The sequence below is a fragment of the Pseudoalteromonas sp. SR44-8 genome (assembly GCF_014163635.1).
GTDB classification, from domain to species: domain Bacteria; phylum Pseudomonadota; class Gammaproteobacteria; order Enterobacterales; family Alteromonadaceae; genus Pseudoalteromonas; species Pseudoalteromonas rhizosphaerae.
Genome location: NZ_JACJDS010000060.1, coordinates 1 through 18985 on the forward strand (window position 1 = coordinate 1; position 18985 = coordinate 18985).

21 protein-coding genes and 1 tRNA gene are annotated in these 18985 nt (G+C 39.8%); 6 read left to right on the forward strand and 16 right to left on the reverse strand.

Going from position 1 to position 18985, the window contains the following annotated elements:
* Nucleotides 1–125: 125 nt before the first annotated feature.
* The 10 genes from H5183_RS20650 to H5183_RS20695 form a co-directional block, all read right to left on the reverse strand.
* Nucleotides 126–1220 (reverse strand): flagellar basal body P-ring protein FlgI, encoded by a 1095-nt coding sequence (locus H5183_RS20650; protein WP_145239528.1) that lies wholly within the window; start codon nt 1218–1220, stop codon nt 126–128.
* An 11-nt stretch (nt 1221–1231) separates the two neighbouring features.
* Entirely contained in the window at nt 1232–1915 is a 684-nt protein-coding gene (gene flgH / locus H5183_RS20655) for a flagellar basal body L-ring protein FlgH (RefSeq protein WP_145239531.1), read from the reverse strand.
* A gap of 18 nt (nt 1916–1933) precedes the next feature.
* Nucleotides 1934–2722: a flagellar basal-body rod protein FlgG gene (gene flgG, locus H5183_RS20660; RefSeq protein ID WP_145239534.1), complete on the reverse strand. Its 789-nt coding sequence runs from the start codon at nt 2720–2722 to the stop codon at nt 1934–1936.
* A 21-nt stretch (nt 2723–2743) separates the two neighbouring features.
* On the reverse strand, nt 2744–3508 hold the full coding sequence (locus H5183_RS20665; RefSeq protein WP_145239537.1) for a flagellar basal body rod protein FlgF: 765 nt from the start codon (nt 3506–3508) through the stop codon (nt 2744–2746).
* A gap of 159 nt (nt 3509–3667) precedes the next feature.
* A complete protein-coding gene (gene flgE, locus H5183_RS20670) occupies nt 3668–5035 on the reverse strand; it encodes a flagellar hook protein FlgE (protein WP_182732600.1) in 1368 nt (455 codons plus the stop codon).
* Nucleotides 5036–5090: 55 nt separating this feature from the next.
* Nucleotides 5091–5771, reverse strand: coding sequence for a flagellar hook assembly protein FlgD (locus H5183_RS20675; protein ID WP_145239543.1), 681 nt, complete (start codon nt 5769–5771; stop codon nt 5091–5093).
* 13 nt (nt 5772–5784) lie between these two features.
* Nucleotides 5785–6216, reverse strand: coding sequence for a flagellar basal body rod protein FlgC (flgC, locus tag H5183_RS20680; RefSeq protein WP_145239546.1), 432 nt, complete (start codon nt 6214–6216; stop codon nt 5785–5787).
* A 2-nt stretch (nt 6217–6218) separates the two neighbouring features.
* Nucleotides 6219–6629, reverse strand: coding sequence for a flagellar basal body rod protein FlgB (flgB, locus tag H5183_RS20685; protein WP_145239549.1), 411 nt, complete (start codon nt 6627–6629; stop codon nt 6219–6221).
* Between the two features lie 200 nt (nt 6630–6829).
* Entirely contained in the window at nt 6830–7660 is an 831-nt protein-coding gene (locus tag H5183_RS20690; RefSeq protein ID WP_145239552.1) for a protein-glutamate O-methyltransferase CheR, read from the reverse strand.
* Nucleotides 7661–7680: 20 nt separating this feature from the next.
* Nucleotides 7681–8613, reverse strand: a complete 933-nt coding sequence (locus H5183_RS20695; RefSeq protein WP_145239555.1) for a chemotaxis protein — start codon at nt 8611–8613, stop codon at nt 7681–7683.
* 141 nt (nt 8614–8754) lie between these two features.
* On the opposite strand from H5183_RS20695, the gene flgA reads away from it, so the two are divergent.
* From flgA to flgN, 3 genes are all read left to right on the forward strand, one after another.
* Nucleotides 8755–9462, forward strand: coding sequence for a flagellar basal body P-ring formation chaperone FlgA (gene flgA, locus H5183_RS20700; RefSeq protein WP_145239558.1), 708 nt, complete (start codon nt 8755–8757; stop codon nt 9460–9462).
* 78 nt (nt 9463–9540) lie between these two features.
* Nucleotides 9541–9855, forward strand: a complete 315-nt coding sequence (flgM, locus tag H5183_RS20705) for a flagellar biosynthesis anti-sigma factor FlgM (RefSeq protein WP_145239561.1) — start codon at nt 9541–9543, stop codon at nt 9853–9855.
* Nucleotides 9848–10279: a flagellar protein FlgN gene (flgN, locus tag H5183_RS20710; protein ID WP_145239564.1), complete on the forward strand. Its 432-nt coding sequence runs from the start codon at nt 9848–9850 to the stop codon at nt 10277–10279. The genes flgM and flgN overlap by 8 nt, the downstream gene beginning before the upstream one ends.
* A gap of 477 nt (nt 10280–10756) precedes the next feature.
* Here flgN and H5183_RS20715 read toward each other — a convergent pair whose 3' ends face one another.
* Nucleotides 10757–11215, reverse strand: a complete 459-nt coding sequence (locus H5183_RS20715) for an LPP20 family lipoprotein (RefSeq protein WP_145239567.1) — start codon at nt 11213–11215, stop codon at nt 10757–10759.
* 162 nt (nt 11216–11377) lie between these two features.
* On the opposite strand from H5183_RS20715, the gene H5183_RS20720 reads away from it, so the two are divergent.
* Nucleotides 11378–12571, forward strand: a complete 1194-nt coding sequence (locus H5183_RS20720; RefSeq protein WP_182732601.1) for a flagellar assembly protein FlgT — start codon at nt 11378–11380, stop codon at nt 12569–12571.
* On the opposite strand, the gene H5183_RS20725 is transcribed toward H5183_RS20720, so the two are convergent.
* A complete protein-coding gene (locus tag H5183_RS20725) occupies nt 12555–13457 on the reverse strand; it encodes a LysR substrate-binding domain-containing protein (protein WP_182732602.1) in 903 nt (300 codons plus the stop codon). The genes H5183_RS20720 and H5183_RS20725 overlap by 17 nt on opposite strands.
* 114 nt (nt 13458–13571) lie before the next feature.
* Here H5183_RS20725 and H5183_RS20730 point away from each other — a divergent pair, with 114 nt between their 5' ends.
* Nucleotides 13572–14300: a glutathione peroxidase gene (locus tag H5183_RS20730; RefSeq protein ID WP_145239576.1), complete on the forward strand. Its 729-nt coding sequence runs from the start codon at nt 13572–13574 to the stop codon at nt 14298–14300.
* A gap of 367 nt (nt 14301–14667) precedes the next feature.
* Nucleotides 14668–16116 carry a dihydrolipoyl dehydrogenase gene (locus tag H5183_RS20735; RefSeq protein WP_182732603.1) on the forward strand — a complete coding sequence of 483 codons (1449 nt, stop codon included), beginning with the start codon at nt 14668–14670 and terminating at the stop codon, nt 16114–16116.
* 75 nt (nt 16117–16191) lie between these two features.
* Here H5183_RS20735 and H5183_RS20740 read toward each other — a convergent pair whose 3' ends face one another.
* From H5183_RS20740 to H5183_RS20755, 4 genes are all read right to left on the reverse strand, one after another.
* On the reverse strand, nt 16192–16536 hold the full coding sequence (locus tag H5183_RS20740; protein WP_182732604.1) for a cupin domain-containing protein: 345 nt from the start codon (nt 16534–16536) through the stop codon (nt 16192–16194).
* A gap of 812 nt (nt 16537–17348) precedes the next feature.
* Nucleotides 17349–17864 (reverse strand): hypothetical protein, encoded by a 516-nt coding sequence (locus H5183_RS20745; protein ID WP_182732605.1) that lies wholly within the window; start codon nt 17862–17864, stop codon nt 17349–17351.
* The gene (locus tag H5183_RS20750; RefSeq protein WP_182732606.1) at nt 17861–18751 is read right to left on the reverse strand and encodes a hypothetical protein; all 891 of its coding nucleotides are present in this window, start codon (nt 18749–18751) and stop codon (nt 17861–17863) included. Before H5183_RS20750 ends, H5183_RS20745 begins: the two co-directional genes overlap by 4 nt.
* A 115-nt stretch (nt 18752–18866) precedes the next feature.
* Nucleotides 18867–18941 (reverse strand) — tRNA-Arg (locus H5183_RS20755).
* Nucleotides 18942–18985 lie beyond the last annotated feature (44 nt).

Here is an 18985-nt window from a genome sequence, read left to right on the forward strand (position 1 = left end):
TGCGAGTTTGCGAGTTTGCGAGTTTGCGAGTTTGCGAGTTTGCGAAAGTATAAAAGCGTTGATTAATTATGCAAGTCAAGCCCCCCCTAAATGCGAGTTAACGCAAACTTAGGGGGTCAATATGGTTAAATAACCACGAGTTGACCGCTGATGGCCCCCGCTTCTTTTAATGCTTCTAGTATTGCCATTAAGTCACCGGGCGCTGCGCCGACTTCGTTAATTGCCCGTACTAAATCGTCAAGACTAACACCTGGGTTGAATACAAAGGCTCGAGAATCATCTTCGTTAACATCAATAATACTTTGATTAGTAACGACCGTTTCCCCTTCACTTAATGCGTTAGGCTGAGATACATTTTGCTGTTCCGCAATCGTAACAGTCAAGCCACCATGGGTAATTGCCGCCGCTTGTAACTTTACATTTTTGCCGATCACTATGGTACCAGTACGTGAATTAACGATAATTTTTGCCGAAGTATCCGCTGGTTTAAACTCTAAATTTTCAAGCGTAGATAAATAAGCAACACGCTGCGACGCATCACGCGGTGCAATAACACGTATTGAAGCGGCATCAAGTGCATGTGCACTGTCTGGGCCGATAAGTTCATTAATAGTTTGCTCTAAACGTTTAGCGGTAGTGAAATCTGGACGATTTAAATTAAAGGTTATGTAATCACCTTGCATAAAAGGACTTTTAATTGCCCGTTCAACCGTTGCGCCATTAGGAATACGCCCTACCGTAGGCGTGTTCATTACGATCTTACTACCATCGGCTCCTTCAACACCTAATCCACCAACAATTAAGCTACCTTGTGCGATAGCATAAGTATTCCCATCAACCCCTTTTAGAAAGGTTTGTAGTAATGTTCCGCCACGTAAGCTACCCGCACTACCTATTGACGATACAGTAATATCGATTGTCTGCCCTGGCTTCCTAAATGCAGGTAACTCAGCATGCACAGCAACCGCAGCTACATTTTTGATTTTGGGTTTTAAATTCGATGCCATGGTAATACCAAAACTATTTAGCATGGCTTTAAAGCTTTGTTCAGTAAAACGACTTTGCTCACCGGTGCCAGGTAAACCAACCACGAGACCATAACCAACCAGCTGGTTTGAGCGAACGCCTTCAACCATTGAGACATCTTTAATACGTTCAGCGCTTGCACTAAAGTGCCAACTTAATAAACATATACACAGCAACGCTTTCAAGCTATTCATATCAACATCCTTTAAAAAGGGAACAGAGAGCTGGTGAAGAATCGAGTTAACCACCCTGCCGTTTGAGTCTCTTGCATTTGCCCTTTACCAGAATATTGAATCCGAGCATTCGCGATTCTATTAGAGGTCACAGTATTATCTGCAGTAACATCTTGTGGGCGCACAAGTCCTTCCAGACGAATAAATTCTTCGCCGGTGTTTAAAGTCAGCCATTTTTCACCACGGATCACTAAATTACCATTAGGTAATACACGCATAACATTCACGGAAATATCACCAAATAAACTATTAGATTGGTTTGACTTAGTATCACCTTTGAATTTTGCACCGCTGCCCACACCAAACTGAATACTATCACCACCAATATTAACCGGTAGTCCGCCTAACCCAATGACAGGGTCTAAGCTGGCATCACTTTGTTTATCCGTTTCAGTTTTAGCTGCTTTTGATGATTGCGTCGATTCTTGCAGCTTAACTGTAATAATATCTCCAGTACGTAAGGCTTTTTTATCTGAATATAAATCATTTGATAAATTACTATCAAACAATGAGCCTGTCGGCACGATTTGCTCTGCGGCAGGCTCTGGATACATGGGAGCATAGTATGGATCATCTTGAACCACGCTGTGGTTTTGAGTTGTCATACAACCACTCAATATAAATGCACCCGTTAAGACTATAGATAAATTACGCATAACTTTGCTCCGAATTAATTAAAGTTGCTGACTGATATAACTCATCATTTCATCAACCGCTGAAATCACTTTTGAATTCATTTCATAGATCCGTTGAGTTTCAATCAGGTTAACTAATTCTTCAGTTACATTTACGTTAGAGGTTTCAAGTGCACCTTGCACAACAGTGCCTAATCCTTCTAGGCCAGGGTTACCTTGCACAGGTGCGCCACTGACTGCCGTTTCGGTATATAAGTTTTGACCTACAGGCTCTAGACCTGATGGATTGATAAAATCACTGATCGTTAACTGACCTATTACCACATTCTCTGGCTGCCCTGAGATACGTACTGATACCTCTCCATCTTGCGATACAGTAATGGACTGTGCGTCATCAGGTACATTCATTTCTGGCTGTACGGGAAAACCAGCGCCGGCAGTAACAATACGGCCGTCTTCATCCGTGGTAAATTGACCATTTCGAGAGTAAGCGATATTGCCATCAGGCTGTAAAACTTCAAAAAAACCGGGCCCTGATATCATCCAATCCAATGAATTTTCGGTGGTTAACATATTGCCTTGAGAAAAGTTTTTCTGATTAGCAACCACTTTGGTACCAGCACCAAGCATTAAACCTGAGGGCATTTCAGTATCTTGTGATGAACGTCCACCCGGCTGATTAATATTTTGATAAAGTAAATCTTCAAACACAGCACGGCTTTTCTTATAACCAACGGTACTGGCATTGGCTAAATTATTTGAGATAACCGAAATGTCAGTTTGTTGGGCATCAAGCCCCGTTTTACTTATCCACAATGCAGGATTCATATTAATATCCTCTCAATAAAGTTAAACAATACGCAGCAATTGAGTTTGACGTTCGTCAATTTCTTCAGCCGTTTTCATTAACTTAACTTGTAATTCAAATTGGCGTTGATGGTTTATCATATCTACCATCTCGTGTACCGGATTCACATTTGACATTTCCAAAGTGCCACTCATCACTTTCACATCATTAGAGATGTCACAAAATCCACATATATCATTATCCAGTAATTCAGGCTTTGGCCGAAATAAGCCATCATTACCTTTTTCAAGCTCTGAATTATTTGCCTTGATCACCTTCAAACGATCAACAACTTCTAAAAAGTTAGCTGGAGCTCCTTGCGGGCGAACTTGGATAGAGCCATCTTCACTAAATTCAATTTTCTCCACTGGCAATGGCAAAATAATTGGTCCACCTTCGCCAATAACTTGACGCCCGTGACTGGTGATCAAAGCGCCGTCAGGAGTGATATTCAACGTACCGACTTTTGTATATGCCTCATTACCTGAAGCATCTTGCACCGTAAGCCATCCTTTATCGCTCATAGCAATATCTAGATCACGTCCAGTCTCAACAATACCGCCGGAAGTCATATTGGAACCAGGCCGCTCTTGCATGGTAAATACACGTGTCGGCAGGCCTTCGCCAAAAGCTTGCATCGAACGCGCTTGTGCGAAGTCAGCTTTAAAACCTGTGGTATTGGCATTTGCTAAATTATTTGCTTTAAGCTCTAGGCCCCGCAAACTTTGCTTAGCTCCAGACGCTGCAATGTAGACCATCTTGTCCATAACATCGACTCACGTTAAAAATCTATAACATGACAAATGCAAGATAAGTGCCACAATAAACTGACGTGATAAGTTACAAAAAATAATCAATCGCAAATAAAAAAGGCTGCTAATAAATAGCAGCCTAGGTGTCGGATTATAAAAAATATTAGAACGAGATTAGCGGATCTGCAAAATAGCTTGCTGTAGTGTTGAATTCACTTCAAGCGCACGTGAGTTTGCTTGGAAGTTACGCTGTGCACTGATCAAATCTACGAGTTCATTCGTTAAATTCACGTTTGATTGCTCAAGCGCTGTAGAGTTAATGGAACCTAAAGTACCAGAACCTGGTTCGCCAGCGATTGGCTCACCAGACGTCAAACTTTTTTTCCAACCTGTATCACCAGCTTGTTGTAAGCCTTGTGAGTTAGAAAAGCGCACCATCGCTACTTGCCCTAAGAATGAGGTATCTCCATTACTGTATGAAGCGACAATCTTACCATCACTACCAATATCAATACCGGCTAAACGTCCAACAGTAGCACCATCTTGCTCAAGTGCTTTAACTTCAAAACGACTAGCATATTGAGTCGGGACTTTATTATCGGTGGCCGCTTCATCGCGCCAATTAACAGTAACATTTTCAGGGAAGCTGGCACCATTTGTTAATAAATCAGATAGCCCTACTGCCGCACCAGCACCGCTTGGAATTGCTAATGGATTGAATGTGTTATCTGTATTCGCGACACCATCTGTGTTTAATGGCTTACCACTAGAATCAAACTGAAAGGTTGATAATGGTGTGTAAGGAGGAGCAGTCTCTTCAACACCTGCAGGGCTAAATGGCTTTTCATCTAAGGTCGCATAAGTTTGCCACTCATTGTCATTACCCGTTACTGTAGAATTTGTTTTAACAAAGAAAAACTGTAAAACATGCGGCTCACCTAACGAGTCGTATACTGTTGTTGATGTTGAGCTATTATATGATGCGCTCGTTGTAGGATCAAAAGTAGTTATTGACGGCGAGGTTGCACGCGAGTCTAAGTTAAACGAAGAGTAAACATTCGTCGTAGCTCGCGGTGATCCTGATGAATCAGGGATCTGTAACGCTGATGACGTGCTTAAACTTACCGATGTTGTATCACCTGTAGCTTCATCAACAGGAAAACCCTGCAAGTAATTGCCTTTAGCATCAACAATAAAGTTATCTTTATTAAGTTTAAATGCGCCTGCACGCGAATAAGTAAAATCTTGTGCCCCTAAATCTTGGCTCATGGCAAAGTAACCTTCACCTGTGATAGCTAAATCTAATGAGTTTTGAGTGAACTTTAGTGAACCTTGGTGAAACTGTTGTGCCACCATAGTTGTCTGTACACCATCACCATTTTTTGTCTTGCCTGAACTAAATACCGAAGATGCGTATACATCAGCAAATTCAGCACGTGACTCTTTAAAGCCTACCGTATTTACGTTAGCAATATTATTTGCTGTTACATCTAAGTCTTTTTGTGCGGCAGCAATGCCAGTTAATGCAATATTGAAGCTCATAATTCACCTCTAATCTGTCAATGTTTAGCCTGTGGCTAACTAATAATTAAAATTTTTACGCGATTTCTGCAACGTCAGCTAGCCTAACCGCACCTTCTTTAGTGTTTATAATAATGCCGTTTGCACCATTAATATTAACACTCTCGATATTCTTAAAAGTAGCTATAGGTAAAGCCGTGTACTCACCATTTAACTGCCCTTCAGCTTTAATTTTATATTCACCTGGTGGTAAACGTTCTTTATTATCATTCATGCCGTCCCACTCGAAACGGACAGCGCCCGCTGATTGCGCACCTAAATCAATACTACGCACCAACTGACCAGATGAATCTTCAATTCGTAGAAATAAGTTTTCTACAGGCTCTTCTGCAACCACGGTTCCTTTAGCGCTACCAACATCGTTTAGGTCTAATGTATTAGACTCTAGTAATGCTTGTTTACCCACTAAAGTCGATGCTTGTAGTGCTGAGTTAGATGTCATCGATGCGGCTAATGACTGAAAATTACTATTAAGGTTTGAGATACCTTCAGCCATGGTGAAACTTGTCATCTGCGCGATCATTTGATCATTGTCAGCTGGTTTGCTGGGATCTTGAAACGACAGTTGCTGTGTTAACAATGAGAAGAAATCTTCTTGGGTTAACGCATCACTTTTCTTATCACTGCTAACCTGTTTATCTTGCCACTTAATCGAATCTAAATAAGTTGACGATGTGCTGCTGATATCGTTACTCATAATCTTTCCTCAATTACCGCTGCCCAAGCAACAGTGTTTTACTTAACATTTGCTTCGCTGCATCAGCAACTTGCACATTGGTTTGATAAGAGCGTGAGGCAGAAATCATATTAGCCATTTCTTCAACGACATTAACGTTAGGTTTGTAGATATAACCGTTTTCATCCGCACTAGGATGATTAGGGTTATATTCAATTTGTAATGGTTTATTACTCTCTACAATACCTAACACTTTAACGCCAACAGACGACCCCTGAACATTACCGCTTGATTCTGATGCTTTCATCAGTTCAGCTGCAAAAACAGGGTGGCGCGCCCGGTAAGTTTTGTCTTGGCTTGAGCTAATGCTATTAGCATTTGAAATATTACTCGCGGTTGTGTTCAAACGCACATTTTGCGCACTCATACCACTACCTGAAATATCAAAAACGTTATATAAACTCATGCTTAGGCTCCTTGACTACCGAGGGCTTTTTTAAGGCCTTTAATTTTACTACTCATAAATTGCAGGCTTGCCTGATACTCTAATGAGTTCTTTGTATACAAGTTTCGTTCCACTTGTATATCAACCGAGTTGCCATCACCTGTATCTGCTTGATTTGGCGAGCGAAACATTTCACTATTACCAACATAACGACTGCCACCGGCAATGTGGTTTGGGTTAGTTGTTACCATGTTATTGCCGCCTTGTTGGTGGCTTTTTGCCGCTTTCAATGCTGAGGCAAAGTCGATGTCTTTCGCTTTATAGCCCGGCGTATCAGCATTAGCGATATTGGTTGCTAATAACTCAGCACGTTGCGAACGGATCAACATTGCATGAGGATGAACCCCAAATGCTTTATCAAAACTGATAGCCATAACCATCTCCAAAAAATTGACTTAAGATGATTAATGCAAAAGTTGAGCCAATTAGGTTGATGTTTTATGGTTCGTTTAATCATTTGATTTAAAAAGAAAAACGATGTGGAGCCACATCGTTTTATAGTATTCAAGATTCGGTTTTACCACCGATGAGATTTGAGTAACTTGTGTTTTAGCGCGTTAAATACGCTGGTAAGCTATTTCTTTTGATAAATAATACCTGGATTACAGCGTACCATGTCAAATTCGTCACTTAACCCTGACATAGACTCTGATGCGCCTAAAAATAAATACCCTTTAGGATTTAGTGCTTGAGCAAACTGAGCAATAATTTTGGCTTTAACCTCTGGTGCGAAATAAATCAGCACGTTGCGGCAAAAAATAATATCAAACTTGCCCATTAGCGCGTATGAATCTAATAAGTTAAGATGTCTAAAACTCACTAATTTTTTTATTGAGTCGTTTACTTGCGCCATGCCGTTGCCACTATCTTTAAAGAACTTTTTCCTGCGCTCTACCGACAGCCCTCTAGCTAGAGCAAGGGAGTCATATTCTGCATGCTTACACATATCTAACATAGTATTAGAAATATCAGTGCCGATTATCTGCGCGCCCATTTTTAATACACCCGGCTGTTTAGCTTGAAACTCAGCAACCGACATAGCAATAGAATATGGCTCTTGTCCAGAGGAACTTGCCGCAGACCAAATTTTCAACGGACGACGTAACTCTTTATGTTCCGGAAATAACTTACTTTGCAATAGTTCAAACGGGTATTGATCCCGAAACCATAAAGTTTCATTGGTCGTCATAGCATCAACGACTGCGGCACGTAACTGCCGCTCATGCGGACTCAGTGTTTTACTAACCAATTGTGACAATGATTCAACATTAAAACGAACCATTAGCGGAGCAAGCCTGCTTTTGACTAAATAAAGCTTATTATCTCCCAGAACAATGCCACATTGTTGCTCTAAAAAAGAGCGAAACTGATCGTACTCGCTTTGCTGTAAATGCTTATTTTCCAAAGTAACACCGCCTTTTCAAATTAGTCACAATGAACCCATTTTTTCACTGCTGTAGCTAACTCATCCGGATTGAACTTAGCTATAAAGTCATCAGCACCCACTTTTTCAATCATCGCTTGATTGAATACACCACTGAGCGATGTATGTAAAATAACATGTAAGGGGGCTAACTTTGGATCTGCTTTTATTTCAGCGGTTAGGGTATAACCATCCATTTCTGGCATTTCAACATCAGAAATCAACAATCCTACTCGCTCGGTAATATCATGCTTACAATCAAGTGCAGCAATCTCACGAAGGCGTATTAATGCTTCTTTACCATTTTTAGCCAGCTCTGTTTGCACGCCTAACGGCTCTAATGCACGTTTGACTTGATTACGAGCAACGGCAGAGTCATCGGCAATAAACACAATGCGCTCACCTAAGTCTTTTTGAATTTCACCATCATTAGCTATTGCAGCACTGACTTCGGTATTCACCGGGCAAATTTCGTTTAATATTTTTTCTACATCAAGAATTTCGACTAACTCGTTTTCAATTTCTGTCACTGCAGTTAAATATGAATATCTGCCAGCTCCTGACGGTGGCGGCATTATTTTTTCCCAATTCATATTAACAATTCGCTCAACGCCACCAACCAAAAACCCTTGTACGGAACGGTTATATTCAGCAATGATTATAAAACTATCTTTAATATTTTCGATCGCAGGACCACCCACGGCCATCGATAAATCGATAACAGAAATAGTTTGCCCGCGTATATGTGCGACACCTCTTATATACGCATTTGACTTTGGCATGTTTGTCAAAGGAGGGCATTGCAGTACTTCTCTCACTTTAAACACATTGATGCCAAAGCGCTGCCGCCCTCTTAGCTTGAATAATAATAATTCAAGACGGTTTTGCCCAACCAATTGAGTGCGTTGGTTAACTGAGTCTAAAATGCCTGCCATTTCAATCTCCTGAAGAAAGCGAATAAGAACGGAACAATAATTGCTTTCTTTCTGTAAAGCTACATAACTACACGGGAGCGTCTGTTTATTGACGCTAAATATTTATACCCTGTTTTCAACCATAAGCATAGTCGAAACATTATGAGTTTGTTAAAAAAAAGCCGAAGATACAGTGTTTTTTATTTTCTTGCTAGCTTATGCCTAGTAACTCCACTGTATGCGCAAACATATAGCAAAGAACAATTGCAAGAACTTGCTGTATCTCATGTCTATGATCAACTAGACCCTAATACTGCCGATGATAAGGAACTCAACGCCTTAACATTGGATAGCCGGATCCCAGATCGTGGCTGCAACAGCGACCTTGCATTTAATATTCCTACTGAGCCGCCATTTAATCGCCAAATAACCGTACAAATAAAATGTGATGACCTAAATGGTTGGAGTCAATATGTTCATGTACGTATGATTGAACTATCCCCTGTGATTATAGCCACTGAAAATTTAAGTCGGGGTGAAGTTATCGAACCCCATCATTTACGTTTGATTATGAAACCAAAACATTTCGTAAGAGCACAGTACTTACAAGATGAAGAACTGTTGATTGGTAGCCGCAGCAAACGCAATATCCGCAGTGGTTACCCTGTTGCTTTAAATCAAATCTGTATGGTCTGCAAAGGGGATAATGTCACTATTTTCGCAATAATTCGAGGATTGAAAATAAAAACTTCCGGTTTAGCCCTAGAAGATGGTACTTTAGGGGAGCAAGTAAAAGTTAAAAATGCAAAATCAGGGAAAGTTTTAAATGCCCGTGTTGACGGTGTTGAGTCTGTGCAGGTAATTATTTAAACTTTCGTATTTATGCTAAAGTTTCTAGCATGGTTGCCGATAACAAGGCATGTGTTGGATAATGTATAGGTTGAAATCATGGTAAGCCAAGTAAATAAAGGTCAGCAACAGGCTAATGTGTTGACCAATGCAAAACAGCAAAAAGTTGATTTACAAAACAATAATGCTAATACTGCGCAAGCAACTACGCCAAAAGCGACTGCTGATTCAGTAAGCTTAACACCACAAGCGCAACAGTTAAAATCTTTGCAAGACAAAGCACAGCAGTCTTCTGGTTTTGATAGCAACAAAGTGGCTGAGCTAAAAAAAGCAATTACTGAAGGTAAATATCAGATTGATGCTGAAAAGTTAGCAAAAAATATCGCTGCATTTGAGTTTGATGTGTATGGCTGATCACAACAGTCTGATCAGTTCTAAACTTGTTATGCAGCTAAATTGCTTAACATCCCTTGCTGATATCTTAGAAGATGAATTAACCGCTATAGCTTCCCGTCGTGGTGAGGGTCTAAAAGATGTCGCGAAACAAAAACTCGCCTTTTTGAGTCAAATTCAAACTTTAGACAAAGAGCTCAAAACCTTACTTGCAAATAATGACGTTGAATCTGACGAAGTGACAAACTTAATTAGTGATGTGCGTAAATTATTAGAGTCATGTAAAAAGAAAAATGATGTTAATGCTCATGCAGCCCACCATGCACAATTAACCGTCAAACAATTAAAAGACATTTTAATTGGTGTGCCAACCTCTACAACATATGACCAAGGTGGTAGTGTTGTTCACGGTAACAGTAAAATCGTCCATAACTTAAAAGCATAACCCCTTCTTGAGCCTCACCTGTGCCTACTTCTGATTAATTGATCTACCCTGCATTTATAACTACCTTTCGCTAGATACTTTTATTGCCAGTTTGATTCTGTGACTGAACCAACATCGTTTGCCAATTTCGTGCTACCGCTACGCGCGTTGGTCCAAATTGCAGGTTCATTTTTTCTAAAAAGACATTAAACTGGATGGGGAGACGATCGGCAAAAACCACACTGGTAACTAATATAAACAATAGCGCAAAATGCAGTAACGGGCATCGCAAAAGCACGCAGCCAAAGTGTAAAACGCTCACTGACGCGACCATAAGCATATTAATAAAAACCGAGTTATTTTTTTACGTGCCACAAGCTTTATTCAATAAAAAACATTAAATAAAGCATAGCACTGAAGTATTCACTGTGAGATATTTTAGCGTGTATTTTGTTAGTTACTAACGTAAATAACAACGAATTTATTAGATCAAGCGTTTTAGTAATAAGTTACTTTTTTAACTTCGCGTGGTTTAATTTCACCTATGTATAAATCATGCACCCGCTTCATATCAAGTTGTAACTCAGTGGCATAGGTATCACCTACGGCATAGGTTTTAATTACTTGTGCGCCTTTAATAATCCCTTGTACTTGCCCTTGCAAGTGATCGTTTTGTGCAATACTGCCTTGCACTGTGGTACCTGCGGTAATTTTTTGCCCATATACTTGCTCTGCAAGCTCACGATACGCTTCTAGTTTTGATGCTTTAATCGCCATTAATGAGCGTTGTGATTGGTTATCACCCGGTTGCGCACTGATCGGCGCATAACCCACGGCTTTTAGAATTGGGTAGTTATCTGGCTCAATATACTTATATTCCACATGTTTATCAAAAATACTGCTACAGCCAGCTAGACCTAAGCTTGCTAATATACAAATTGAAATCACAATACGCATGGCTTTTCTCACGCTTTAAAAGAGACATTAATAACTAACTCAATGCACGATCAATGCCATAATTAACTGCTATGACGGTTTTAAAGCAACCTTGCAAAACAATTGGTACAGTCCTTGCTCTGTCACTGTTAATAGCAAATGTATATTCATGGGGTTAGGGTAATGAAGCGAATTTTATCAATGGTAGTAATCGCCAGCAGTTGGCTGAGTATTAGCCTATTTCCCTCCCATACAGTTGCTCAATGGTATGAATCAACCGGCCATGCAAGCATTAAAAATGATGACATAAGTGCGGCAAAATCGGCGGCAATAAAAGATGCTATCACCCAAGCTTTAGTGTTCTCAGGGGCACGCGTCAGCTCAATGCAAACCTTAGTAGATGGGGTGTTAACTCAAGATCAGCTAAAAATAAACAGCCATGGCGAAATTCAAAAAATAGAGATGATCAGCGAAGATCGTAAAGCCGATCAATTTGCAATTACTTTGCGCTTAGATATCTTCCCTCAACAAGAACACTGCCCTGCGAACCAATTTACTAAATTTGTTGCGATCACCCAAACACAATTAAATAATCGCGAACAAGCGAAGATGGGTCAAATATTTGACATTAACAAAGCCACCAGCGAAGCACTCTACAAAACGTTAAATCAATCAGCTATGAATGCTAAACCAACTGCCTATTTTAACTTTCCGATCCGCGTTGGCGAATTTTTTAATCAACAATACGATTACAGTAATGCCCTATTAGAAGAAATATCGAGCCGCAGTAATTCTCAGTATGTATTGTTAAGTCAAATTGTTGATATCTCAAATGGCGATAAACTCAATAACAGTTATGCTTTTTGGCAGGACGAAACCTACCAACGTTCATATAAAATAGATTTTGCCTTATTTGATGGCACCACTTACGAGCGAATGTGGCAAAAAAGTTATCGCAGTCAAGCTATCTGGCCATTTGAAAAAACTGCAATTATTGACGTGTTTAGTGATAAATTTTGGAATTCAGATTACGGCCAAAATATAGCTGACATAAACCAAACCGTTAGTTACGACTTACAAGCCGCAATGGCTTGCCTTGAAACCCAAGGTAAAATACTACATATAGAAAACAATAAGCTAATTATTAATTTAGGCAAAGCCCATGGTATTGAAAAAGGCCAACGTTTAAATATTGCACATCATAACTATTTAACGGATGCTGCGGGAAATAAAATGCCACACCTGATCACCACGCTCAATCAAATACAAGTTGAGCAGGTATATCAACAAAGTGCGGTTGCCGTCAGTATTGACCAACAACCACTGCCTAATATTCAAATAAATGATGTAGTAGAACTGACTAATTTAGAGCCTTAGTCAAGTGTTGGTGTAAGCTTGGGTGCTCAATAAGCCAATTAGCAAGTAATTCAATGCCCGCTAAATGCGGGTAATGTTTACGACAAGCCAACACCACACTTCGCTGTTGAGTTGGGAAGATTGGCAAGTAGCTAATACCTGCACGCTCTGTGCACGCAAGCTTAGGCACAAAGGTTACCCCATCATCCATAGCCACCAATGCTAATAAGGTTTCTAAGCTATTACCTCGGTACTCATTGGACACATCAACCCCAGCGGCAAAACAAAATTGCTGGGCTTGATCTTTAAAACAATGACCATCGCTGAGCATCAATAAACTGCACTCTTGTAGCTCATCTAACGCTATTTTACTGCGTTTTGCTAAACTATTTTGCGCTGACATAGCGACCAAAAAGTCTTCTTTATACAATTTAACTGTATGATAAAGTTTAAGTTCAGGCACATCTGCTAATATAGCTATATCTAACTCACCGTTATCCAGTGCGCTTAATATAGTCGCGGTTTGCATCTCAACAAAAGCAAATTGGCTATCAGCAAACGCTTCTTTCATCGAGGTGAGTAAGGTGGGTAATAAATACGGTGCAATCGTTGGAATAATACCTATTCTTACTTTACCTTGTAGTGGCGACGATGACGTTGCTGCTAGCTCTTTTAATATTTGGGTTTGCTCTAAGATCACTTTGATCTGTGTCAACAAACGTTCACCTTGAGCCGTTAAAGTAACCTGCTTAGTAGAGCGGTCAAATAAAGTAACACCAAGCTCTTGTTCAAGTTTTTTAACCTGTCCACTGAGAGTGGGTTGACTGACAAAACATGCATCGGCGGCTTTACGAAAATGCTTAAAGTGCGCAATCGCTTTTACGTATTCAAGATCTTTTAAATTCACTGCAAACTCACAATTAATCGGTAATACCTATCATACTAATATAAACAAACGATTGGAGCTATTATAACTTTCACGACATAATGGCTATCAACAAATCAAGAGGAACTAAAAAACATGTTAAAGAATATTGAAGGTCAAACAATTCCACAGGTTACATTTGCAACACGTCAAAATGACGAATGGAAATCAGTAACTACCGATGACATTTTTAAAGGTAAAACAGTGGTTGTGTTTTCACTACCCGGTGCATTTACACCAACCTGTTCATCAACTCACTTACCACGCTACAACGAATTAGCTGGTGTACTTAAACAAAACGGCGTTGACGACATTGTGTGTTTATCAGTAAACGATACCTTTGTAATGAATGCATGGGCTGAGCATCAAGAAGCACAAAACATTACCTTATTACCAGACGGTAACGGCGAATTCACTGACGGCATGGGCATGTTAGTTGATAAAAACGATTTAGGTTTTGGCAAACGCAGCTGGAGATACTCTATGCTGGTTAAAGATGGCGTAATTGAAAAAATGTTCATCGAACCAGATTTACCTGGCGACCCGTTTGAAGTATCAGATGCAGACACTATGCTTGATTACATCAACCCTAAACAAGTTAAACCAGAGCCGGTGAGCATTTTCACTAAACCTGGCTGCCCTTTCTGTAAAAAAGCGAAAGCATTATTAACAGAGAAAGGCCTAGTATACGAAGAAATCACTATGGGTGCTGGCGCATCACTGACTAGCCTAAAAGCTATTTCAGGCCGTGAGACCGTACCACAAGTATTTATCGGCGGTAAGCACATTGGTGGCTCTGACGATTTAGAAAAATACTTTGCTTAATTAAGTAAATACCTTAAGTAAATAATAAGGGGCAGTAATGCCCCTATCCATACCCAAACTATTTCAAGATGCGAACATCAGGTGGAATTAAAAGCGATTTAGGCAAGGCATTGATTACAAGTAATAGTGGTTCTATTGTTAAAATCAATAACGCAGTATAAATCGCTTTTAAACCAACCCAACGGGCGTGTCACAGGAACTTACTCTCATAGTTGTTACTTACTCATTTTTGCAAATTAACGCTTTAATACAAGCCCCTGTGACACGCTGAATTCTGTATCTTGAGGTAGTTTGGGTATGCATATACCTATTTTATTAACTAATTTAAAACCAGTTTTTTAATAAAATTGGTATTGAGGACATCACCATGAAAGAACTGAACACAGACGTTGTTGTAATAGGTGCTGGCACCGCAGGTTTAAGCGCTTACCGCAATGCAAAACAACACACGCCCAACGTATTAATGATTGAAGCAGGCCCATACGGTACAACATGTGCGCGTGTTGGTTGTATGCCAAGTAAATTACTTATTGCCGCCGCAGAAGCCGCCCATGCAATTGAAGCCGCGCCAGCCTTTGGTGTGCACAGCTCAAAACCAACCATAAACGGTGTTGAAGTAATGGCACGTGTGCGCAATGAGCGTGACCGCTTCGTAGGCTTTGTAGTAGAAGCCGTAGATGAGCTACCCACTGATGATAAAATAGTAGGCTACGCAAAATTTTTAGATGCCAATCGCGTACAGATTGACGACCATACAATTATTACCGCTAAGCGCTTTGTAATTGCCACCGGCTCTCGCCCTGCTTACCCTAGCGTATTTAATAACTTTGGCGACAGATTAATCATAAATGATGACGTTTTCGATTGGCAAGACTTGCCAGAGTCAGTTGCTGTATTTGGCCCTGGTGTTATTGGCCTCGAAATTGGCCAAGCGTTGCATCGCTTAGGTGTTAAGGTAAAACTATTTGGTGTGGGTGGCGCGATTGGCCCAATTACCGACCCAGTTATAAAAGACTACGCAAATACCGTATTTGCTGAAGAGTTTTTTGTCGATACCGATTCAAACGTATCCGATATGAAACAAGTAGGCGATAAAGCGCAGCTTACCTATGTAGACAAAAACGGCAACAAACAAACCGAGCAATTTGATTACGTACTTGCCGCGACGGGCCGCGTACCAAACACCGACAAACTCGGTCTTGAAAACACCGGCATTGAGCTTGATGAACGTGGCGTACCAATCGCTGATAAACACACAATGCAATGTGGCGACTCCAATATATTTATCGCCGGAGACGCCAGTAACATGATCCCACTGCTGCACGAAGCGAGCGACCAAGGAACAATAGCAGGGCAAAATGCAGGCCGTTTTCCTGATGTACGTATTGGCCTGCGCCGAGCGCCAATTGCAGCCGTTTTCAGCGATCCACAAATTGCTATGGTCGGTGAAACGTACAAACAAATAACGGCTCGTTATGGTGAGTGTGGTTGTTTTGAAGTTGGTGAAGTCAGCTTTGAAAACCAAGGCCGCAGCCGCGTAATGCTGAAAAATAAAGGTCATATGCGTTTATACGCAGAGCAAGGCACAGGCTTATTTTTAGGTGCTGAGTTTATTGGCCCACAGGCTGAGCATATCGCCCACCTACTGGCATGGGCTGTACAAAACAAAATGACTGTACCACAAATGCTCGACATGCCATTTTATCACCCTGTGATAGAAGAAGGCCTTCGTACCGCACTGCGTGATTTAAACGCCAAGCTTAAATTTGGCCCAGACATCATTAATCAATGTATGGAATGTGGCCCAGGGAATTAGAAGCTAGTTTGCTAGTTTGCTAGTTTGCTAGGATAAAAATATAACCAATAATCCAGGAGGTCTAGGCCACCTGGGTTATTGGTTAACTCTATCGCCATGACTTGGCGGCGTTGAAGTAACAATAAACACAAGGTCATCTTGGCCATAATTACATAGTTGATGAACAGCCCCTGCTGGCACATGCAAGCCCTGCTGCGGATTTAATATGTGCGTTTCAGCTTCCACTTTCAAACTAGCCTGCCCACTAAGTATAAAAAAGAACTGCTCTGCAAATTCATGCTTATGCGCCATCTCACACGCCCCACTCGGCACTCGCTCCTGAATAACACTCAGCTGCTCACTTTGCACCAAATGCCAGCCATCGCAATTATCACCCCAGTTATAATGCTCAGCGTTTTCTATTGAAATAGGCCTTGCCATATCTTCGTTACCCCTTAAAAACGACTACACAACAAGGTAAAACATCACCGTTTAAATTGGTAGTAAATTTAATTCATACAACACAACTACACTTATTCGCGCATAAAAGTGTGGAAAATCACATTTATTCGCGCGTAAAAGTGTAAACCAACATCTTAACAGATAGAGCAAAGTCTAAAATACAATCAGTTAGCTTGATATCAGGTCAATCTAAAGTTCTGATGTCTGAAGTCAGGATTTGACTCCTTTGGTTTTAAATAAATGCCAGCCTATCAAACAATTAAACCCACAGGCACGCAAGGATCATCACCACTGGAGAAGGAATATATAGTCCTGCCGCTCTACTACAGTGAATATGTAGCAAGCAAACACCTGAGGCTGATAAATTGATAAAAGATAGACCTATTAAATTACACACCAATTTAAACATCGTTGAGGAAACTGGCGAGTGCTTACAAAGCTATTATGATGGTGAACTCATACTCAAAGCAAAAGGTCAGTGATTCGCGGTTAAAGCCGTTTTTTAATAGGCACTAGCACTAGGCACTATTCATGGAAGGTAGAAAAGGCATAACCTAAAGCTGAAACGAGTTAGCTAAAGCTCCCTATAATCTAAAAAGAGCTAAAGCTATCACTTTTAAATAAAATTGCCGTTAAATACAACATTTCAAATAGCTAAAGCTCTAAACTAAGCTTTAGCTCATACCAAATAAAGTCTCAAATCCAAAAATCACCTCTAGCTAACCACTTCCCAGAATGGCAAAAAGGCTCTTACTTGGGGTTCTGTAAATAACTGTACTATCTGAGTTTAACTATTTTATATATTTAGAAAATTTTTTTTGCAAAAACTCAGGCCACATATTACTGTTCTTTCCGTATCTTTTCGCAATACTTTTAAACTCTTTAAGCTCTTCGACTTTGGTACCTTGCTCTAAAAGCTCTTCATAAACCCGATAGTATTGTTGGCTAAAACTAATAAATCTTTTTTCATCCATAGTTTGATTTTCTCTTTCTGCACACAAAGCCAACTTTGCATATAGCTTATACAGCTTTAAGGATAGAAAAGATTTTTGAATTTCTTCACATTTATGAGAAAACGTCGAATGATTTAATTGTTCCAATTGTGGAATGAACTGTTCTTGACAAAGTTTTTCAAGCTCGTTGTATCTGCCAGCTTTCTGATAATACGGCAATATTTTTAAAATATCAGCATCTGATGATATTCCACTTTGATAAGTAAACAATAAAATTTCTATAGCTTCATCAAATAACCCATCCTTAGCTTTAGTTGTTGCGAATTTCAGCTGATTCATACTTGTGGTCATCATTGGTTACTGTTCCCTTCCCTGTTTTTCAATATATTATTTAACTGCTCTATAGTAAGCTCTTCGCTCGAAGTTATATCAGGTTCACCAAAAGAAAGGTTGATTTTATATGAGTGGCTTGTTATCCCGTCGCGACAATCAACTTTTTCATAATGTATGTTCTCAGCTATTGTTTTTGGAGCTATTTGCTCAGCTTTAAAAAATAATTTGCTGGTTGGGGAAAAAGGAAAAAAAATAAAATAGTTATTAAATTGACAATATAGAAGATAAATAATGTGATTATCAGAAGTTTCTCTAGTTAATTCGATTTCCATTTTTATAGGAAAATTAACATCAGGCATTCTATACCCACACCAAAAAATAGGAAAATGATTAAGGCTTTCAAAGTTCTGATTTGAGGTCAACCATCCTAAAGTAGGGTGAAATTCTTTTAACTTTTCATCTGGAAGGATAGATATTAGACTTTTAAGAATTGCCTTGTAAACTTTGACCATATCAAAAGCTTGTGAAGAAAAATTTAATGAACTTTGCTCTGAAGAGTTTTCTTGTATTAATGTTATGAATTGATCGTCCCCATAAATTTTACTACCACCTTTTAGATAATTTGGCCGATAGCCTTTCTTACCTTTTAGTCGAGTAATGAAAGTAGGCGGTATAAAATCACTTAAATTTTTCTCTATTTTTGAAAACTTTGCATTGCACTCATCACATTCATTAGCTGTAAAGATGCTTTTATTGCCAAGAAACTCTGGAAAAGAATGAGCTTTCTTTTTATTAAACTTAACATTATTTAATTTGCAGAACCTACATAAAGAATCTCTTTCACCAATTTCAACTTTTGGGAAAAAGTTATAATTATGCTGCACATGCTTAAAAACCAGCTCAAGCAAAATCTAACTCCTTCATTTGCACAAGTTTCAACATTCTACTCCATAGAAAACAGCTGCAAATGTGCTACACAAAAACAGGAAAGGAAAATAAAAACACATAACTTATTGATTTTATTGGTAGCCCCTGCAGGAATCGAACCTGCAACTGCCCCTTAGGAGGGGGCCGTTATATCCATTTAACTAAGAGGCCATTCTGATAGCTGATAGCTGATAGCTGATAGCTGATAGCTGATA